At 68.5% G+C, this 18,455-nt stretch carries 14 protein-coding genes; 10 read left to right on the forward strand and 4 right to left on the reverse strand.

The annotated features are described in order from the left end of the window. Positions 1-124: 124 nt before the first annotated feature. The 5 genes from AC1EJR_RS25195 (at position 125) to ahbB (ending at position 7,820) form a co-directional block, all read left to right on the forward strand. The gene (locus AC1EJR_RS25195) at positions 125-3,853 is read left to right on the forward strand and encodes a nitrate reductase subunit alpha (RefSeq protein ID WP_477147736.1); all 3,729 of its coding nucleotides are present in this window, start codon (positions 125-127) and stop codon (positions 3,851-3,853) included. Continuing rightward, positions 3,850-5,403: a nitrate reductase subunit beta gene (gene narH, locus AC1EJR_RS25200; protein WP_477113845.1), complete on the forward strand. Its 1,554-nt coding sequence runs from the start codon at positions 3,850-3,852 to the stop codon at positions 5,401-5,403. Before AC1EJR_RS25195 ends, narH begins: the two co-directional genes overlap by 4 nt. A gap of 23 nt (positions 5,404-5,426) precedes the next feature. Continuing rightward, a complete protein-coding gene (gene narJ, locus AC1EJR_RS25205) occupies positions 5,427-6,086 on the forward strand; it encodes a nitrate reductase molybdenum cofactor assembly chaperone (RefSeq protein WP_092296922.1) in 660 nt (219 codons plus the stop codon). Between the two features lie 26 nt (positions 6,087-6,112). Next, positions 6,113-6,796: a respiratory nitrate reductase subunit gamma gene (gene narI, locus AC1EJR_RS25210; RefSeq protein ID WP_441592855.1), complete on the forward strand. Its 684-nt coding sequence runs from the start codon at positions 6,113-6,115 to the stop codon at positions 6,794-6,796. Between the two features lie 88 nt (positions 6,797-6,884). Further along, positions 6,885-7,820, forward strand: coding sequence for a siroheme decarboxylase subunit beta (gene ahbB, locus AC1EJR_RS25215; RefSeq protein WP_092296919.1), 936 nt, complete (start codon positions 6,885-6,887; stop codon positions 7,818-7,820). A gap of 18 nt (positions 7,821-7,838) precedes the next feature. Here the strand turns inward: ahbB and ubiT are convergent, their stop codons facing one another. Genes ubiT through ubiU form a run of 3 tightly spaced genes read right to left on the reverse strand, consistent with a single transcriptional unit; the run spans position 7,839 to position 10,325 of the window. After that, positions 7,839-8,291, reverse strand: a complete 453-nt coding sequence (gene ubiT, locus AC1EJR_RS25220) for a ubiquinone anaerobic biosynthesis accessory factor UbiT (protein WP_092296916.1) — start codon at positions 8,289-8,291, stop codon at positions 7,839-7,841. A 17-nt stretch (positions 8,292-8,308) separates the two neighbouring features. Next, positions 8,309-9,223 (reverse strand): U32 family peptidase, encoded by a 915-nt coding sequence (locus AC1EJR_RS25225; protein WP_477147737.1) that lies wholly within the window; start codon positions 9,221-9,223, stop codon positions 8,309-8,311. A 22-nt stretch (positions 9,224-9,245) separates the two neighbouring features. Beyond that, positions 9,246-10,325, reverse strand: coding sequence for a ubiquinone anaerobic biosynthesis protein UbiU (ubiU, locus tag AC1EJR_RS25230; RefSeq protein ID WP_454757670.1), 1,080 nt, complete (start codon positions 10,323-10,325; stop codon positions 9,246-9,248). Positions 10,326-10,563: 238 nt separating this feature from the next. Here ubiU and AC1EJR_RS25235 point away from each other — a divergent pair, with 238 nt between their 5' ends. The 3 genes from AC1EJR_RS25235 to AC1EJR_RS25245 all read left to right on the forward strand — a co-directional run bounded on the left by AC1EJR_RS25235 (position 10,564) and on the right by AC1EJR_RS25245 (position 14,529). Next, positions 10,564-11,718, forward strand: coding sequence for an NAD(P)H-dependent flavin oxidoreductase (locus AC1EJR_RS25235; RefSeq protein WP_477147738.1), 1,155 nt, complete (start codon positions 10,564-10,566; stop codon positions 11,716-11,718). Between the two features lie 136 nt (positions 11,719-11,854). Beyond that, positions 11,855-13,873: a type IV pili methyl-accepting chemotaxis transducer N-terminal domain-containing protein gene (locus tag AC1EJR_RS25240; protein WP_441592853.1), complete on the forward strand. Its 2,019-nt coding sequence runs from the start codon at positions 11,855-11,857 to the stop codon at positions 13,871-13,873. Next, positions 13,870-14,529 (forward strand): response regulator, encoded by a 660-nt coding sequence (locus tag AC1EJR_RS25245; RefSeq protein WP_441592852.1) that lies wholly within the window; start codon positions 13,870-13,872, stop codon positions 14,527-14,529. Before AC1EJR_RS25240 ends, AC1EJR_RS25245 begins: the two co-directional genes overlap by 4 nt. A gap of 21 nt (positions 14,530-14,550) precedes the next feature. Here the strand turns inward: AC1EJR_RS25245 and AC1EJR_RS25250 are convergent, their stop codons facing one another. Then, complete coding sequence (locus AC1EJR_RS25250) at positions 14,551-15,360, reverse strand: IclR family transcriptional regulator (RefSeq protein WP_092296894.1); 810 nt, start codon at positions 15,358-15,360, stop codon at positions 14,551-14,553. Positions 15,361-15,522: 162 nt separating this feature from the next. Between AC1EJR_RS25250 and AC1EJR_RS25255 the strand changes: the two genes are divergently transcribed. Both AC1EJR_RS25255 and AC1EJR_RS25260 read left to right on the forward strand, forming a co-directional pair. Beyond that, the gene (locus tag AC1EJR_RS25255) at positions 15,523-16,971 is read left to right on the forward strand and encodes an NAD-dependent succinate-semialdehyde dehydrogenase (RefSeq protein ID WP_441645582.1); all 1,449 of its coding nucleotides are present in this window, start codon (positions 15,523-15,525) and stop codon (positions 16,969-16,971) included. 107 nt (positions 16,972-17,078) lie between these two features. Next, a complete protein-coding gene (locus AC1EJR_RS25260) occupies positions 17,079-18,236 on the forward strand; it encodes an iron-containing alcohol dehydrogenase (protein ID WP_092296888.1) in 1,158 nt (385 codons plus the stop codon). The last annotated feature ends 219 nt before the right edge of the window (positions 18,237-18,455 follow it).

Below are 18,455 nucleotides of genomic sequence, written 5' to 3' on the forward strand. Positions count from 1 at the left end.
TTCTTCCGGACGATGCCGACGGGTCCCGCCTAGGCCGATCGCCGTCGTCTCCCCTGCTCCACCAGCGAATGGCCTGCGCGGCACGCGCTCCGTAAGCTGCAAGTGTCCCTGCTGGAGCCAAACCATGAGTCATTTCCTCGATCGACTGAAGTTCCTGTCGCGCGTCACGTCCACCTATGCCGACGGCCACGGCGCCGTGGTCAACGAAGACCGCAAGTGGGAAGACGGCTACCGCACCCGCTGGCAGCACGACAAGGTGGTGCGGTCCACCCACGGCGTCAACTGCACGGGCTCCTGCTCGTGGAAGGTCTACGTCAAGAACGGCCTGATTACCTGGGAAACCCAGCAGACCGACTACCCACGCACGCGCCCGGACCTGCCCAACCATGAGCCACGCGGCTGCCCGCGCGGCGCCTCGTACAGCTGGTACGTCTACTCCGCCCAGCGCGTGAAGTACCCGATGATCCGCGGCCGGCTGATGGCCATGTGGCGCGAGGCGCGCCAGACCATGGACCCGATCGCCGCCTGGGCCTGGATCAGCCAGGACCCCGAACGCGCCGCCCGCTACAAGAGCGTGCGCGGGCTGGGCGGCTTTGTCCGGGCCGACTGGGCCACGGCCACCGAGATCATCGCCGCCGCCAACGCGTTCACGGTCAAGCAGTACGGCCCGGACCGCGTGATCGGCTTCTCGCCCATCCCGGCCATGTCGATGGTGTCCTACGCGGCCGGCGCGCGCTACCTGAGCCTGCTCGGCGGCGCCTGCCTGTCCTTCTACGACTGGTACTGCGACCTCCCGCCGGCCAGCCCGCAGACCTGGGGCGAGCAGACCGACGTGCCCGAGTCCGCCGACTGGTACAACGCCACCTACCTGATGGTCTGGGGCTCCAACGTGCCGCAGACGCGMACGCCGGACGCCCACTTCTACACCGAGGTGCGCTATAAGGGCACCAAGACCGTGGCGGTCTCGTCCGACTACGGCGAGATGGTCAAGTTCGGCGACATCTGGCTCGCCCCCAAGCAGGGCACCGACGCCGCGCTGGCCATGGCCATGGGCCACGTCGTACTCAAGGAATTCCACGTGGGCGGCAAGTCCGCCTACTTCCGCGACTACCTGAAGCAGTACACCGACATGCCGATGCTGGTGCGGCTGCGCGAGCAGGACGGCACGCTGGTGCCCGATCACTTCCTGCGCGCCTCCCATCTCGACGGCAGTCTCGGCGAGCCCCGGCATGCGGAGTGGAAGACGCTGCTGATCGACGATGCCAGCGGGGAGGTGACTGCCCCGAACGGCTCGATCGGCTTCCGCTGGACGCCCGGCGACGACACGGCCGGCCGCTGGAATCTGGAGCTGCGCGACAGCCAGGACGGCAAGACGATCGATCCGCGCCTGTCGCTGCTCGGCCATGAAGACACCGTGGCGGAAGTCGGCTTCCCCTACTTCGGCGGCGAGCATGACGCGCTGCTGCGCCGCCGCGTGCCGGTGCGCCGCCTGACGCTGGCCGATGGCAGCACGGCGCTGGTCGCCACGGTCTACGACCTGCAGCTGGCCAACTATGGCGTGGACCAGGGCCTGGGCGGGCCGAACGTGGCGGCCTCTTTCGATGACGACGTGCCCTACACCCCCGCCTGGCAGGAGAAGCACACGACCGTGCCGGCCCGCCTGGTGACGCAGGTGGCGCGCGAGTTCGCCGAGAACGCCCACCGCACGCAGGGCAAGAGCATGGTCATCGTCGGCGCCGCGCTGAATCACTGGTACCACAACGACATGATCTATCGCGGCATCATCAACCTGTTGATGATGTGCGGCTGCATCGGCAAGAGCGGCGGCGGCTGGGCGCACTACGTGGGGCAGGAGAAGCTGCGGCCCCAGTTCGGCTGGGCGCCGCTGGCCTTCGGGCTGGACTGGTCGCGCCCGCCGCGCCAGATGAACGGCACCTCGTTCTTCTACAACCACACCAGCCAGTGGCGCCACGAGAAGCTCGCCGTGGACGAGATCCTCGCGCCCACGGCGGACAAGGCGCGCTACGCCGGGCTGTCGCTGCTGGACCTCAACGCCAAGTCGGAACGCATGGGCTGGCTGCCGTCCGCGCCGCAATTGGGCGCCAATCCGCTCGATGTGGTGGACGCCGCCGAGCGCGCCGGGCAGGACCCGGTAGCCTATACCGTCGACCAGCTCAAGTCCGGCGCCCTGCAATTCGCCTGCGACGACCCCGACAACCCGGCCAACTTCCCGCGCAACATGTTCGTGTGGCGCTCCAACATCCTGGGGAGTTCGGGCAAGGGCCACGAGTACTTCCTCAAGTACMTGCTCGGCACGCAGAACGCCGTGTTCAGCGACGAGCGCGACGCCATCCGCCCGAGCGAGGTCAACGTCCGCCCGGCCGCCGAGGGCAAGCTGGACCTGCTGACGGTGCTCGACTTCCGCATGAGCACGACCTGCCTCTACGGCGACATCGTCCTGCCCACGGCCACCTGGTACGAGAAGGACGACCTGAACACGTCGGACATGCACCCGTTCATCCACCCGCTCTCCGAGGCCGTGCAGCCGCTGTGGGAGAGCAAGACCGACTGGGAGATCTACAAGGCCATCGCCGAGAAGTTCAGCGAGATTGGCGGCCCGTACCTGGGCACGCGCAAGGATCTGGTCTGCACGCCGCTGCTGCACGACACGCCGGGCGAGCTGGGCCAGCCCTTCGAGCCGCGCGACTGGAAGCACGGCGAGTGCGATTTGATCCCCGGCAAGACCGCGCCGTCGATGACTGTGGTGGAGCGCAACTACGCGGATCTCTACAAGAAGTTCACCTCCGTGGGCCCGCTGCTGGACAAGCTCGGGAACGGCGGCAAGGGCATCGGCTGGGATACCAGGCACGAGGTGGCCGAACTGGGCCACCTGACCCAGACCGTGACCGCGCCCGGCGTCAGCTACGGTCGGCCCCGGCTGGAGACGGCCATCGACGCCGCCGAGATGATCCTGACCTTCGCGCCCGAGACCAACGGCCACGTGGCGGTGAAGGCGTGGGAGGCGCTGTCCAAGATCACGGGCCGCCCGCACGCCCACCTGGCACTGGGTCGGGAGCACGACAAGATCCGCTTCCGGGACGTACAGGCCCAGCCGCGCAAGATCATCTCCGCGCCGACGTGGTCCGGGCTGGAATCCGAGGAAGTCAGCTACAACGCAGGCTACACCAACGTCCACGAGCTGATTCCCTGGCGCACACTGACCGGCCGCCAGCAGTTCTACCAGGATCACCGCTGGATGCTCGACTTTGGCGAAGGCGCCTGCGTCTACAGGCCGGCCATCGACACCCGCACGGTGGCGCCGATGCTGGGCCGCAAGCCCAACGGCAACCCGGAGCTGGTGCTGAACTGGATCACCCCGCACCAGAAGTGGGGCATCCACTCCACCTACTCGGACAACCTGCGCATGCTCACGCTCTCGCGCGGGGGGCCGCACGTGTGGATCTCGGAGGCCGAGGCGCGCGCCAACGGCATCCGGGACAACGACTGGGTGGAGGTCTTCAACGTCAACGGCACGCTGACCGCCCGGGTGGTGGTGTCCCAGCGTGTGCCGCAAGGCATGTGCCTGATGTATCACGCGCAGGAAAAGATCGTGAACGTGCCAGGCGCCGAGATGAGCGGCATGCGCGGCGGCATCCACAACTCGGTCACGCGGGCGGTCACCAAGCCGACCCACATGATCGGCGGCTACGCGCAACTGGCCTACGGCTTCAACTACTACGGCACGGTCGGCAGCAATCGCGATGAATTCGTGATCCTGCGCAAGATGAACAAGGTGGACTGGATGGATACCCCACTGCCCCAGTCCGCACAAGAAGAAGGAGCCCCGCGATGAAGATCCGCGCCCAGGTGGCCATGGTGCTGAACCTCGACAAGTGCATCGGCTGCCATACMTGCTCAGTGACCTGCAAGAACGTCTGGACCAGCCGCGACGGCGTGGAGTACGCCTGGTTCAACAACGTCGAGACCAAGCCCGGCATCGGCTATCCCAAGGAATGGGAGAACCAGCGCAAGTGGAACGGCGGCTGGCAGCGCCAGCCCGACGGCTCGCTCACGCCACGCCAGGGCGGCCGCGCGCGCATTCTGTCGAACCTGTTCGCCAACCCGAACCTGCCGCAGATCGACGACTACTACGAGCCGTTCACCTACGACTACGAGCACCTCCAGAAGGCGCCGCTGATGCCGACGCCGCCTACCGCCCGGCCGGTGTCCGTGCTGACGGGCAAGAAGATGGAGAAGATCGAATGGGGGCCGAACTGGGAGGATGACCTCGGCGGCGAGTTCGCCTCGCGCAGCCGCGACCAGCTCTTCGAGAACGTGCAGAAGGAGATGTACTCGACCTTCGAGAACACCTTCATGATGTACCTGCCCCGTCTGTGCGAGCACTGCCTGAACCCGGCCTGCGTGGCGTCCTGCCCGACCGGCTCGGTCTACAAGCGCGAGGACGACGGCATCGTGCTGGTCGACCAGGACAAGTGCCGTGGCTGGCGGATGTGCATCTCTGGTTGTCCATACAAGAAGATCTATTTCAACTGGCAGAGCGGCAAGGCGGAGAAGTGCACCTTCTGCTTCCCACGCATCGAGGGCGGCCAGCCGACCGTCTGCTCCGAGACCTGCGTCGGTCGCATCCGCTACCTCGGCGTGATGCTGTACGACGCGGATCGGATCGCCAGCGCCGCCGGCGTGGAGGACGAGCGCGACCTGTACCAGTCCCAGCTCGACGTCTTCCTCGACCCGAACGACCCCACCGTGCAGGCCGAGGCGCTGCGCCAGGGCATTCCGCAGAGCTGGCTCGATGCCGCGCGCAAGTCGCCGGTCTACCGCATGGCCTGCGAATGGAAGATCGCCTTCCCGCTGCATCCCGAATACCGGACGCTGCCGATGGTCTGGTACGTGCCGCCGCTCTCGCCGATCCAGTCGGCGGCGGAAAGCGGCTTCATGGGCATGAACGGGATGATCCCKGACGTGCAGAGCCTGCGCATTCCGCTCAAGTACCTCGCCAACCTGCTGACCGCCGGCGACGTGGCGCCAGTGCTGACCGCCCTGCAGCGCATGCTGGCCATGCGGGCGTTCAAGCGCTCGGAAGTCGTGGATGGCGAGGCGGACCTCGCCGTGCTGCGGCAGGTGGGGCTGACCCCGGTGCAGGTGGAGGACATGTACCGCCTGCTGGCCATCGCCAATTACGAGGATCGTTTTGTGATTCCATCGTCACACAAGGAAATGGTCGAGGACAGCTTCAACGAGAAAGGCAGCTGCGGCTTCACGTTCGGCAACGGCTGCTCGGGCGGTACGTCCGAGGGCTCGCTGTTCGGCAAAAAGCCGCAGGGCAGCGTGGTCTTCGCGGACATGCCCAAGTCGCGCAAGAAGCCGACCGAAACCTGCTGACACCTGCTGATACCGGAGCCATCATGACCCTCTATCCCGTGCTCAGCGCCTTGCTGGGCTACCCCGAAGCGCCGCTGCAGGCKGCCATGCCCGAGATCGAACAGGCGCTCGACGCCTGGCCCGCCGCCCGCGCGGGGCTGGCCCCGCTGACCGGCCCGCTGCGCGACAGCCCGCTGATCGCGCTGCAGGAGCAGTACGTGGCCACCTTCGACCGCAATCCCGCGCATTCGCTGCACCTGTTCGAGCACGTCCACGGCGAGTCCCGCGACCGGGGGCAAGCCATGGTCGATCTGATCGACGAATACCGGCGCGCCGGCTTCGAGCCGGTGGCGAACGAGTTGCCCGACTACGTGCCGCTGTTCCTGGAGTTCCTCGGCGCGCTGGCCGATGACGGGCAGGCGCAGCGCGCCGAGCAGTTGCTGGGCGAGGCCATCCACGTGCTGGCGGCCATCGGCGACCGGCTGGCGCGCCACGACAGCCCGTACGCKACCGTGTTCACGGTGCTGCGCTCAATGACCAGCGTGCAGCCCGAGGCCCGGACCGACCCGCCCGTGCGCGACATGGACGAAGCGCTGGAACTGTTCGGCCCCGGCACGGATGGCGTGGAGCCGTTGCTGGCGGCGGCCATGCCGGCTGAACAAGTGGTGCGCTTCCACGACCGGCGCGCCCCCTCTCCCCAATGACCTCCCTGACGACGCAGGCGACCACCATGTCATTCGCCCACCAGTTCCTCTTCGGCATCTACCCGTATATCGCCGCCGCCCTGCTCCTGTTCGGCAGCCTGGCGCGCTTCGAGCGCGAGCAGTACGGCTGGAAGGCCGACAGCTCCCAACTGCTCTATCGCGGCAACCTGCGGCTGGGCAGCATCCTGTTCCACGTTGGCATCCTCGGGCTGTTCTTCGGCCATCTGGCGGGCCTGCTCACACCCGTGGCCGTGTGGGACGCGCTCGGTGTCTCCCACACGCTCAAGCAGGCCGTGGCGATGGGCGCCGGCGGAGTCATGGGCACGATCTGCCTGATCGGCCTGCTGATCCTGTTGCATCGGCGCTTCACCAACGCCCGGGTTGCCGCGGTCACGCGTACCGGCGACAAGGTGCTGCTGCTCTGGCTGCTGGCGACCTTGCTGGCCGGGCTCTCGACCATCTTCGTGTCCGCCGGCCATATGGACGGTCACATGATGGTGCAGCTGATGACCTGGGCCCAGCACATCGTCACGCTGCGCGCCGATGCGCCCGATTTCATCGCCGATGCCCCGCTGCTGTTCCGCGTGCATCTGTTCCTCGGTATCTCGCTGTTCGCGATCTTCCCGTTCACGCGGCTGGTGCATGTGTGGAGCGGCTTCGCCTCGGTCACCTACCTCGGACGGGCCTGGCAGCTCGTGCGGGGGCGCTGATCCGCGCTTGATGGGGGTCAACGGGGCGGCCGGGTATCCGGCTCATCATGGCGGGCACGCAATCCTGCCCGCTGCTCCGGATATCGCCATGATCGACGAGACTGCACTCTACCAACGCCTTCGGCAAGATTTCCCGCTGGAGCCACGGCCCTACCGGTGCCTGGCCCGGGCGCTCGGCCTGTCCGAGCATGGCCTGCTGTCGCTGCTGGCGCGCGACGTTGGCAGCGGCCGCATCAGCCATGTCGGCGCCCGCTTCGCGCCGAACGCCATCGGCGCCACCACGCTCGCGGCGCTGTCCGTGCCGGCGGCGCGGCTGGAGAGCGTGGCGCGGCGACTCAACGCCGACCCGGCTATCGGCCATCACTACTGCAGAACCGGCCACCGCTACAACCTCTGGTTCGTGGCCGGTGCGCGCGATGCCGACCACCTGGCGACCGTACTCGACGGCATTGGCGCGGATGTCCACCAGACGCCGCTCGCACTGCCACTKGAATGTGAATACCACGTCGATGCCGGGGTGCCACTGCGGCCCCTGATGACCGATGCCGACTGGCGGCTGGTGGCAGCGCTGGAAGACGGCCTGCCGCTGACGCCCGAGCCCTACCACGCCATGGCGCGTGGCACGGGCATCGGGCTACACGAACTCTGGCGCCGGCTGGCGCATTGGCGCGAGGCCGGCGTGATCCGCCGCTTCGGCGCCATTCTCCAGCCGGGCCAACTCGGCTTCGTGCATAACGCGATGTGCGTATGGAATGCGCCCGACGCACGTGTGGATGTGCTGGGCAAGCGGCTGGCCCGCCTGCCCGCGGTGGCACTCTGCTACCGGCGCGCGCGCCGAGGTGCGGCATGGCCCTTCAACCTGTTCGCGGTGGTGCGGGCGCGCAGCGCGGCAGACCTCCAGGCGACGCTCGATGGCTTCACGGCGATGCCCGCGCTCGCCAACCTCCCCGGTGCCGTGCTCCGCGCCCGTTGCTGCTTCAAGCCACGCGGCGTGCGCTACGGCGATCTGGCGCCCGAGGCCTGACGGGCCAGCCCGTCGCTCTCACGCGGCACGGACTTCGGGAAACAGCACCGCTAGCCGCGCCACCCAGGGCTCGACCCAGGCCGGACGCGGCGTGGCGTCGAGCCAGTACTTGACCTCCAACCCCAGCGCGGTGTCCCCGCAAATCGAGAGCCGGCGCTGGAAGAACAGCGTGTCGGTATCGGCATGGCCGGCGAGCAGTTGCAGGTAATCGGCGGCGCGGGCGCGCAGCGTCAGCGCCGGGGCGGGTTCAGGATCGAACGGCCCCATCCGGAACACGCCCCCTGCACAGCGGAAACGCAGGTCCAGCCCGAGGTCTTCCACCACGAGCAGGAAGGCATGACCGTCCAGCGCGGACGGTGGCTGCAACCAGCCGGCGCGGCGCGCGGACTCCAGCGCCATCACGAACGGCAGGGCCTGCGCAGGGGCGGGCAGGCGGCGATGGATGCGGGCAATCAGGGAAGAAGAATTCATCGATGGTCTTGGGGCAGTCATGCGGGCGCGCCGGCTATCCAGGCAATGCCGGGCTGGCCGGTCCAGTAGCCGTTGCTCGCCGAGGCGCCGGCGGGCACGATGCCGCTGGGCGCGGCGCCGGTGCGGCCATGACGCACGGCGTCTAGCAGCGCTATGACGTCCAGCGTGCCCACGGCGTGCGGGCTGACGCGGACCACATCCACGCCCATCGCCTGAATCTCCGGCAGGTGCGCGCACAGGTCCAGGCAGCTTGCGGACTGAGTCTGGATGCCGTTCAGGGCGAAGAACGGCTGCCCTTCGCCCGTGCGGGCGACCAGCCCGTCCGGGTAGTMGAGGCAACGGAACTCGCAGGCATCCTTGCGCAGGCGGTGATGCCGGGCCGTGAAGCAACGCGCGGAGATCGCCAGCGGCATGCGGCCCCAGATCATCGCTTCGATCTGCATGCCGGCTGGCCGCGCCGCCGCCAGCGCGGCCAGCGCCGCGTGGTCCATCTCGACCGGCGCCACGACCCCGCGCGCGCCCAGCGAGCCCAGCCACGTCGCCGTATCGGCGTGATAGACGTTCAGATGCGGCCCGGCGACGAACGGCCGCCCGCGCCGCGCGCGCACCGCGCCAAGATCGTTGGCCTCCACGAGGAACTCGTCCTGCTCGCAGACGCGGCGCATGGCCGCGATGTCGCTGTCCGATTCGACCAGCACCGGGGTGGACAGCACCACCTCCTTGCCGGCATCGCGCAGCATCCGCGCCACGTCCAGCCAGTCGGCATGGCGCAATTCGTGGCGGCGTGTGCAGACGGCTTCGCCAAGATAGACGCGCTCCACGGGGGCGTCTGCCACATCGGCATAGAAGCGCAGCACGTCCGCGCGGGGCCAGTAGTAGAGCAGCGGGCCGAGCGCGATGGTCAAGGAATAGGGGGAAGTGGATGTGGTCATGGTGGGTGGGGTGCGGACGGTTTCAGCGCCACGGACGGTCATAGGCGCCCTGGGTCACCTGGTCGCCCTCGGCATGGCGCCCCAATGTAGCCTGCCATTCCTGGCGCGGCACGAAGCGCCGGGGGTCGCGCCAGGCGTCGTCGATGGCGGCGCGCAGCACGCCCACCACATCGCCCACGTAGCGCGGGCTGCGCTGGCGGCCCTCGATCTTGATGGCGGCGATGCCGATGTCGATCAGCGCCGGCAGCAGCGACAGCGCGTTGAGGCTGGTGGGCTCCTCCAGCACGTAGCCGTGCTCGCCCTCCACGGTGAAACGGCCCTTGCACAACGTGGGGTAACCGGCCGGCTCGCCGGGCGCGTAGCTGTCGATCAGGATGCCGGACAGCCGCGCGTGCATGGTGCCGTCCGCCTCGTCCCAGCGCACGGCGTGGGCCGGCGAGCAGACGCCACGGTTGTTCGGCGAATCGCCGGTCGCGTACGAGGACAGCAGGCAGCGGCCCTCGGCCATCACGCACAGGCTGCCAAAGCCGAAGACCTCAAGTTCCACATCGGTCTGCCTGGCCAGCTTGGCGATCTGCGCCAGCGTCAGCACGCGCGGCAGCACCACGCGCCGGATGCCGAAGCGCTCGCGCATCAGCGCGATGGCATCGGCATGGGTGGCCGAGCCCTGCACGGACAGGTGCAGGCGCAGGTCGGGGTGTTTGTCCGCCGCGTAGGCCATCAGGCCGGGATCGGCCATGATCACCGCGTCGGCGCCCAGCGCGGCGGCGGCGTCCACGGCGCGGTGCCAGCGGTCTACCTGCCCCATCTGCGCAAACGTGTTGATGGCGAACAGCACTTCGGCGCCGCGCGCGCGGGCTTCGGCCACGCCGGTGCGGATGTCGTCCTCGGAGAAATTCAGGCCGCCGAAGTTGCGCGCGTTGGTGGCATCGCGCAACCCGAGGTAGATGGCGTCCGCGCCGTGCTGCAGCGCCATGCGCAGGGCCGCGAGCGAGCCGGCGGGTGCCACCAGTTGGGGCCGGCGGGGCTGGCGGCGCGATGGCTCGGTTGGGGGTGTTGGCGCATCGGGCACATCATGCACGTCGGGCGGGGAGGCATCCATGGCGAAAATGCGCGGTGCGGCGCATGGGGTAGCGATCGATCAAGGATGCTAGTCATGCCCATCGAGGGAACCTTTGACCCCGCGCAAACCCCGGCTGTGTTCTACCCGTMTCGTTCCGCCGAACTAGGTCCTCGGAACGGGCCGCCGATCCCCCGCAATTTGATCTGGCGCAAACTGCCACCCCGATGCGCGTGAGACGCTGGGCCGTTTTTTGCCCCTCCTGACTTCGGATTTCCTCATGACACATCGATGGCTCAACCTGGCCGGCCGCAAGCTGCTTCCTATCGTGCAGGGCGGCATGGGCGTGGGCATCTCCGCGCATCGGCTGGCCGGCACGGTGGCCCGCCACAAMGCCATGGGCACCATCGCCAGCATCGACCTGCGCCATCATCACCCCGACCTGATGGCCGCCACGGCCAAACGCGACAAGGCGGCCATCGAACACGCCAACCTCGTGGCGCTGGACCGCGAGGTGCGCGCGGCGAAGGACTTGGCGGGCGGGCAAGGGATGGTCGCCGTCAACGTGATGAAGGCCGTTGGCGCCCACGCGGCGCTGGTCCGGCAGGCGTGCGATAGCGGCGCGGATGCCATCGTCATGGGCGCCGGCCTGCCGCTMGACCTMCCCGAACTGACCGCCAATCACCCGAAGGTGGCCTTGATCCCGATCCTGTCCGACGCCCGTGGCGTCAGCCTCGTGCTGCGCAAGTGGATGAAGAAGGGACGGCTGCCCGATGCCATCGTGATCGAACATCCCGCGCATGCCGGCGGGCACCTCGGCGCCTCGCGCATGGAGGACATTGGCGATGAGCGGTTCTCGTTCGCGCGCGTGCTGGACGAATGCCGCACGCTGTTCGCCAGCCTGGGGCTGGCCTGGGAGTCCGTGCCGCTGATCCTGGCCGGCGGGTTGGGCCACCACGGCAAGCTGCATCACTGGCTGGCGCAGGGCGCGGCCGGCGTGCAGGTCGGCACCGCCTTTGCCGTGACCGAGGAATGCGATGCGCATCTGGCTTTCAAACAGGTGCTGGCTTCCGCGCCGCAGGAACAGATCGGCGAATTCACGAGCGTGGCGGGACTGCCGGCGCGCGCGGTGCTGACGCCGTGGCTCAAGCGCTATCTCTCCCGGGAGTCGGCGCTCCAGGCGCGCACCAAGGTGCGCGAGTGCCTGGAGGGCTTCGACTGCCTGCAATCGTGCGGCCTGCGCGACGGCGTGGCGCGCATCGGCCAGTTCTGCATCGACCGCAAGCTCTCGCAGGCGCTCAAGGGCGACGTGGAGCGCGGCCTGTTCTTCCGGGGTAAGGGCACGCTGCCGTTTGGCGACGCCATCCGCCCCGTGGCGGACCTGATCCACTACCTGATGTCGGGCGAAAAGCCGGCGGGGGTCGCGCCGGCCTGATTGGGCTGTTGCCGGAATGCGAATCCCGCGTAAGTTCCCGTCCCATCCGTCGGCGATTTGATCCAGCGCAGGAAACGGCGCAATCGCCGGTACCAGAATGGCAGCTGTCCCCACGCCCTGCCCTCGCCCCCACAACATGCCAGCCCCCTTTCCTGACACCGCGTTCGATGCGCACGCGGACCCCCATGCCACCTCGGCGGTCGGGCTGCCGGGGCTGCGCCACCGCCTCTCCACCCGCATCATCTCGCTGTCCCTGATCTCGCTGCTGGTTGTCCTGACGATGATCGGCGGCACATTGTGGCTCTCCTGGAACCTCGAAGGCGCCGGCGCGGCGATCAACGACGCTGGCAGCGTGCGGATGCGCGCCAACGCGGTGGCGATCGAACTGACCCGCGCCCGCGCCCATCAACCCCACGCTCTTGTGCCACGGATCGCCCAGCTGGACGAGACGCTGGCGCAACTGCGCCGGGGCGACGCCACACGACCGCTGTTCCTGCCCGCCGTGCCGGCCATCCACGACCAGCTCGACCGCGTGGCACGGGCATGGGACGACCGGATGAAGCCGCTGGCGGAGCAGGACTTGAACGCGCCCGACGGCACATCGCTCACCTATGTGGCCGCGCTGTCGGATTTCGTCGCGCAGGCAGACCATCTGGTGCGCATGATCGAGGCCGACAACGCGCGCAAGACGGACCTGCTGCGCATGTCCCAGGCCGCACTGGCCGCCATTGCCTGCATGGGCACCGTCGCGGTCATCTACCTGCTCTATCTCTGGATCATCCTGCCCGTGCTGACGCTGCAGGATGGCCTGCGCCGCATGGCGGCCCGCGAATTCTCGCTGCGCCTGCCGGTCACCAGCCGTGACGAATTCGGCACATTGAGCACCGGTTTCAATCGGATGGCGGCCGAACTCCAGGAACTCTACCGGGGGCTCGAAGCCCGCGTGGCCCAGAAGACCGCCGAACTGGCCAGGCGCAACCGCGACCTCGAGACGCTCTACGACATCGCCGCCTACCTGAACCAGCCGAACGAGGCCGAGGCGCTGTGCCGGGGCTTCCTGACCCGGATCATGCGGCGCCTGGACGCCGATGGCGGCAGCGTGCGCATGCTCGATGCAGTGCCGGAGAACCTCCACATGGTGGTTTCCGAAGGGCTGCCCGCCACGCTGGTCGAGCAGGAACAGCGCATGGCGGCCGATGCCTGCCACTGCGGCGCGGCCACGCGGCAGCGCGTGGTCGCCTGGCCGTCTGCAACCCACGCACTGCCCTCGCCGCCGATGGCCTGCGGCTTCGGCGGCTTCGCGGCGTTCCGCATCGACACGCCGCGCGGGGTGATCGGCATGTTTTCGCTCCACTTCCGCTCGCCACGGGTGCTCAATGCATCCGACCGGCAACTGCTGGAGACGCTGGCGCAGCACCTGGGCGTGGCGCTCGAACACCAGCGGCTGTCCGCCACCGCGCGCCAGCTGGCCGTGGTGCAGGAGCGCAACCTCGTGGCGCAGGGCTTGCACGACAGCATCGCCCAAGGCCTGAACTACCTGAACCTGCAAGCCCAACTGCTGGAAGATGCCGTCTCGCGCGGGGCGCTGGCCGATGTGGCGGCGATCGTGCCGATGCTCCGTTGCGGGGTGGACGAAAGCTACCAGGATGTGCGCGAGTTGCTGCTGAACTTCCGCACCCGGCTCACGCAGGGCGAGTTGCGGCAAGCGGCAGAAGACACCGTGGCGCGCTTCCGGCGGCAGTGCGCCACCGAGGTGCGGCTGGAGGTGGAGGGCTACGACAACGCCCGGCCGCTGCCGCCCGATGCCCAGTTGCAGGTGCTGTTCGTGCTACAGGAGGCGCTCTCCAACGTGCGCAAGCACGCGCAGGCCGGCCACGTGCTGGTGCGGCTGCAAGGCGGGCGCGACCTCGAACTGGTGGTGCAGGACGATGGCGAGGGCTTCGATGCCGCCGGGCTCGCCACGCGCTGCGAGATGCAGGTGGGTCTGCACATCATGCGCGAGCGCGCCGCGCGGCTCAACGCGCAGTTGTCGATCGATTCCGCGCCCGGGCGCGGCACCCGCGTGGCCCTGCGCGTGCCCGGCGCCCATGTGGCCGGCGAAGCCAACGAAGCCACAGCGCCCAACGAAATCAACGAAGCGAGTCTCCAGCCATGACCATCCGCATCCTGCTGATCGACGATCACACGCTGTTCCGTTCAGGCATTCGCGCGCTGTTACAGCGCCAGCCCGATTTTGCCGTCGTGGACGAGGCGGCCGATGGCGTGGAGGGGCTCAAGCGCGCCAAGCAGCATCGCCCCGACGTGGTCCTGCTGGACCTGAACATGCCCGGGCTGTCCGGGCTGGAGACGCTGGCCCTGCTGGCGCAGGACCTGCCGGACACGGCGGTGCTGATCCTCACCGTCTCCGAGGAAGCCGAGGAACTGGCCAGCGCGCTGCGCGGCGGCGCCCGGGGCTATTTGCTAAAGAATATCGAGGCGGATTTCCTGGCTTCGGCCATCCGCCGCGCCGCATCCGGCGAGCCGGTGATCTCGGATGGCATGACGGCCAAGCTCGTGGCGCAGTTCCGCGCGCCGGCGCAGCCTTCCGCACCGCCTTCTCCGAGTGCCGAGGACGGCGCGCGGCTAACCGTGCGGGAGCGCGAGATCGTACGCGGGCTGACCCGGGGCGAGAGCAACAAGCAGATCGCGCGCGACCTCGGTGTGGCCGAGAGCACGGTCAAGATCCACGTGCAGAACATCCTCAAGAAGCTGAATCTGGCCAGCCGCGTACAGGTGGCGGTGTTTGCGGTCGAGCATGGCCTGACCGCGTGATGGCTTCCCCGATGGCGGACGTTACCGCCGGGCGCCAAGCCTTGCCGACAGTTGGTCCGCCAGCGCCCGTACCTGCTGGCCGATGCGGTCGCCGGTGGCCGCATCGATCTCGTTGGTCAGGTAGCTGACCGCGATGGCGCCCGCTGCGCACGGGGCGGCCGCGTCGAACACCGGGGCGCCGAAGCACGTCATGCCCTCGCGCATCTGGCCGTTGTCGGTCGAATATCCCACCTCCCGCACCTGGGCCAGTTCGGCCTGCAAACCATCCACATCGGCCACGCTGGCCCGCGTGAGCGGCGGCGGCATGCCCGGCGCGAACAGGTCGCGCACCTCGGCCGGCAGCAGGGTGCTCAGCATCGCCTTGCCCGTGGCCGTGTAGGGCGCCGGCAGGCGCATGCCGATGCGGAACGTGACGCCGAGCGGGCGGTCGCCGTTCTGGCAGGCCAGGTAGACCACCTCCGCACCATCGAGCATCGACAAGGTGACCGTGGCGTCGTGGAAGGCATCGGTCTGCTCCCAGAGCGCGCGGAACTCGCTCGTCATCTGCGTCTGCGACAGGAAGGCGTTGGCCCAGGCCATCACGTGCGGGCCCACCGCCATCGCCCCGTTGGGCAGGCGCTTGAGCAGTTGCAGCTGCACGAGGGTGTCGCACATGCCGTGGAGGGAACTCTTGGGCGCGCCGGTCAGCCGGGTMAGGTCGGCCAGCGTCAGCGGTTCCGGGGCGGCGGCCACGGCATCCATGACATGTACCGCGCGCACCACCGCCGGCGACGTGGACTTMAGCGACGGCGCGGCATCATCGGCGGGAGCGTTGTAGGCGGACTTGGGCATTGGGCAATACGGAAGAGTTGGGCGGATTGTACCGGCTGCGCGGAACGCTTCCGGGCGGTTGGCAGTCTGCCGTGCATGGGCGTATCATACGCTCACGTTCGACATACCGAATATCGTTCCATCTATTGAACGATATGAATCAACCCGCTCAGGAAAGCCGCCATGCAACTCAAGGATCCCTCGCTTCTGAAACAGCTGGCCTATGTGGATGGCCAATGGATTGGCGCCGACTCCGGCGCCACGTTCGACGTCACGGACCCGGCCACCGGGGAGGTGATCGCCAAGGTGGCCGACCTGGGCGCGGCCGAGACCGAGCGCGCCGTCGCCGCCGCGGAGGTAGCGCAGCGCGCCTGGGCCGCCAAGACCGGCAAGGAACGCGCCAACCTGCTGCGCCGCTGGTTCGACCTGATGATCGCCAATACGGACGATCTGGCCTACCTGATGACGCGCGAGCAGGGCAAGCCACTAGCCGAGGCGCGCGGCGAGATCGCGTACGCGGCCAGCTTTATCGAATGGTTTGCCGAGGAAGCCAAGCGCGTGGACGGCGAAGTGCTGGCCACGCCGGCCGCAGACAAGCGCCTGGTCACGCTGCGCCAGCCCGTGGGCGTCTGCGCCGCCATCACGCCGTGGAATTTCCCGGCAGCGATGATCACCCGCAAGGCAGGCCCTGCCCTGGCGGCCGGGTGCGCCATCGTCATCAAACCGGCCGAGCTGACCCCGCTGTCCGCCTTCGCGCTGGCCGAACTGGCGCACCGGGCCGGCATTCCCGCCGGCGTGCTTCAGGTGGTGACCGGCGATGCCAAGACCATCGGCGCCGTGCTGACGGGCAGCCCCATCGTGCGCAAGCTGTCGTTCACGGGGTCGACCGAGGTCGGTCGCATCCTGATGGCGCAGTCGGCGCCCACCGTGAAGCGCCTCTCGCTGGAGTTGGGCGGCAACGCGCCGTTCATCGTCTTTGACGATGCCGACGTGGACGCCGCCGTGGAAGGCGCCCTCGCCGCCAAGTACCGCAACGGCGGGCAGACCTGTGTCTGCGCCAACCGCTTCTACGTGCAGGACGGCATCTACGACGCCTTCGCCACGAAGCTGGCCGAGCGCACCGGCCAACTGCGCGTGGGCAACGGGCTGGAAGACGGCGTGACGATCGGCCCGCTGATTGAGGACGCCGCGCTGGACAAGGTTGCATCGCTTGTGGACGACGCCCGCGCCAAGGGCGGCCGCGTGCTGACCGGCGGCGCCGCGCACAAGCTGGGCGGCACGTTCTACACCCCCACCGTCATCGCCGACGCCACCGCCGACATGCGCATGGCCCGCGAGGAGATCTTCGGGCCGGTGGCGCCGCTGTTCCGCTTCAAGTCCGACGCCGAGGCAGTAACTGCCGCCAACGCCACCGAATACGGGCTGGCCGCCTATTTGTATACGCGCGATATCGCGCGGGCCTGGCGCACCGCCGAAGCGCTCGAGTACGGCATGGTCGGCCTGAACACCGGCCTGATCTCGAACGAGGTGGCGCCGTTCGGCGGCATCAAGCAGTCGGGCGTGGGCCGCGAAGGGTCGCGCCACGGCATCGACGAATATCTCGAGATCAAGTACCTCTGCCTGCAGATGTGATGCAGGCGGGCGGGCCGGTGCATACTGTGCCGATCCGCCTTATGGCACCCATTGCTGAGCAAGGGCGACCCCGATCGCCCCGCCTGCCCCGAACTCCCGGAGACAACATGAACCCGTTCCGCTTCCAGACCGTGCCGACGGTCATCGTCGAATTCGGCGCCGCGCGCCGGCTGGGCGCCCTGCTGCGCGAGTCGTTCCCGCAGGCCAGGCGCCTGTGCGTGGTGACCGACGGCTTCCTGGCCAAGAGCGGCCTGCTCGCGCCGGCGCTGGAAGACCTCGCCAAGCATGACTGGGAGGTGACCGTGATCGACGATGTCATTGCCGATCCGCCCGAGCACATCGTGCTGGACGCCACCGAGCGCGCGCGCCAGGCCGATGCCGAGGTGGTGCTGGGGCTGGGCGGCGGGTCGTCGATGGATGTGGCCAAGCTGATCGCCGTCCTCCTGCCCGCCACGCAGGCGCTCAAGGACATGTACGGCGTGAAGAAGGTCACCGGCGCCCGGCTGCCGCTGGTGCAGATGCCGACCACGGCCGGCACCGGTTCCGAAGTGACGGCGGTGTCGATCGTCACGACCGGCGAAACCACCAAGATGGGCGTGGTGGCGCCGCAGCTGTTCGCCGACCTCGCGATCCTCGACGCCGAACTGACGCTCGGCCTGCCCCGCGCGGCCACGGCCGCCACCGGCATCGACGCCATGGTGCATGCCATCGAGGCCTACACCAGCGCCCACCTCAAGAATCCGGTCTCGGACATGCTGGCCATCCGCGCGCTGGATCTGCTCTCGCGCAACCTGATGCTGGCCTGCGACAACGGCAACGATCGCAATGCCCGGGAGGCGATGCTGCTCGGCGCGATGTTCGCCGGCCAGGCCTTCGCCAACTCGCCGGTGGCCGCCGTGCACGCGCTGGCCTACCCGATCGGCGGCATTTTCCATGTGCCGCACGGCCTCTCGAACGCCCTCGTGCTGCCGCACGTGATGAAGTTCAATGCCGACGCCGCCAGCAAGCGCTACGCGGAACTGACCGACGTGGTGCTGCCCGGCACGACCGGCAGCTGCGAAACCAAGACCGCCGCGCTGATCGCCCATATCGAAGGACTGGTGCTGGCCACCGGCATCCCGCGCACGCTGCGCGAAGTCGGCGTGAAGGAAGGCGACCTGAACCGTCTGGCCAGCGACGCCATGCTCCAGACCCGCCTGCTGGTCAATAATCCGCGCGAAGTGAGCGAGGCGGACGCGCTGGGGATCTATCGCGCGGCGTTTTGAACCCGCATCCAGCAGTTTCAGGGAATTACGATTGTAGAGGTTAATTCGTCGCTTTTAGTATGCCGCATGCGCAGTGCCAGACACTGCGGCGGCTACGGAGCGATGACTGATGGCAGAGGGTTTCGACGCGCTCGGCGCAACGTTGAGCGGGCAGCAGCAGTACTTCCTTAAGGTTCCCGGCGCGGCCAGCGCCGGGGCATTGTCGGTGGTGTCGTTCGA

The organism is Cupriavidus sp. 05T42 (assembly GCF_056396345.1).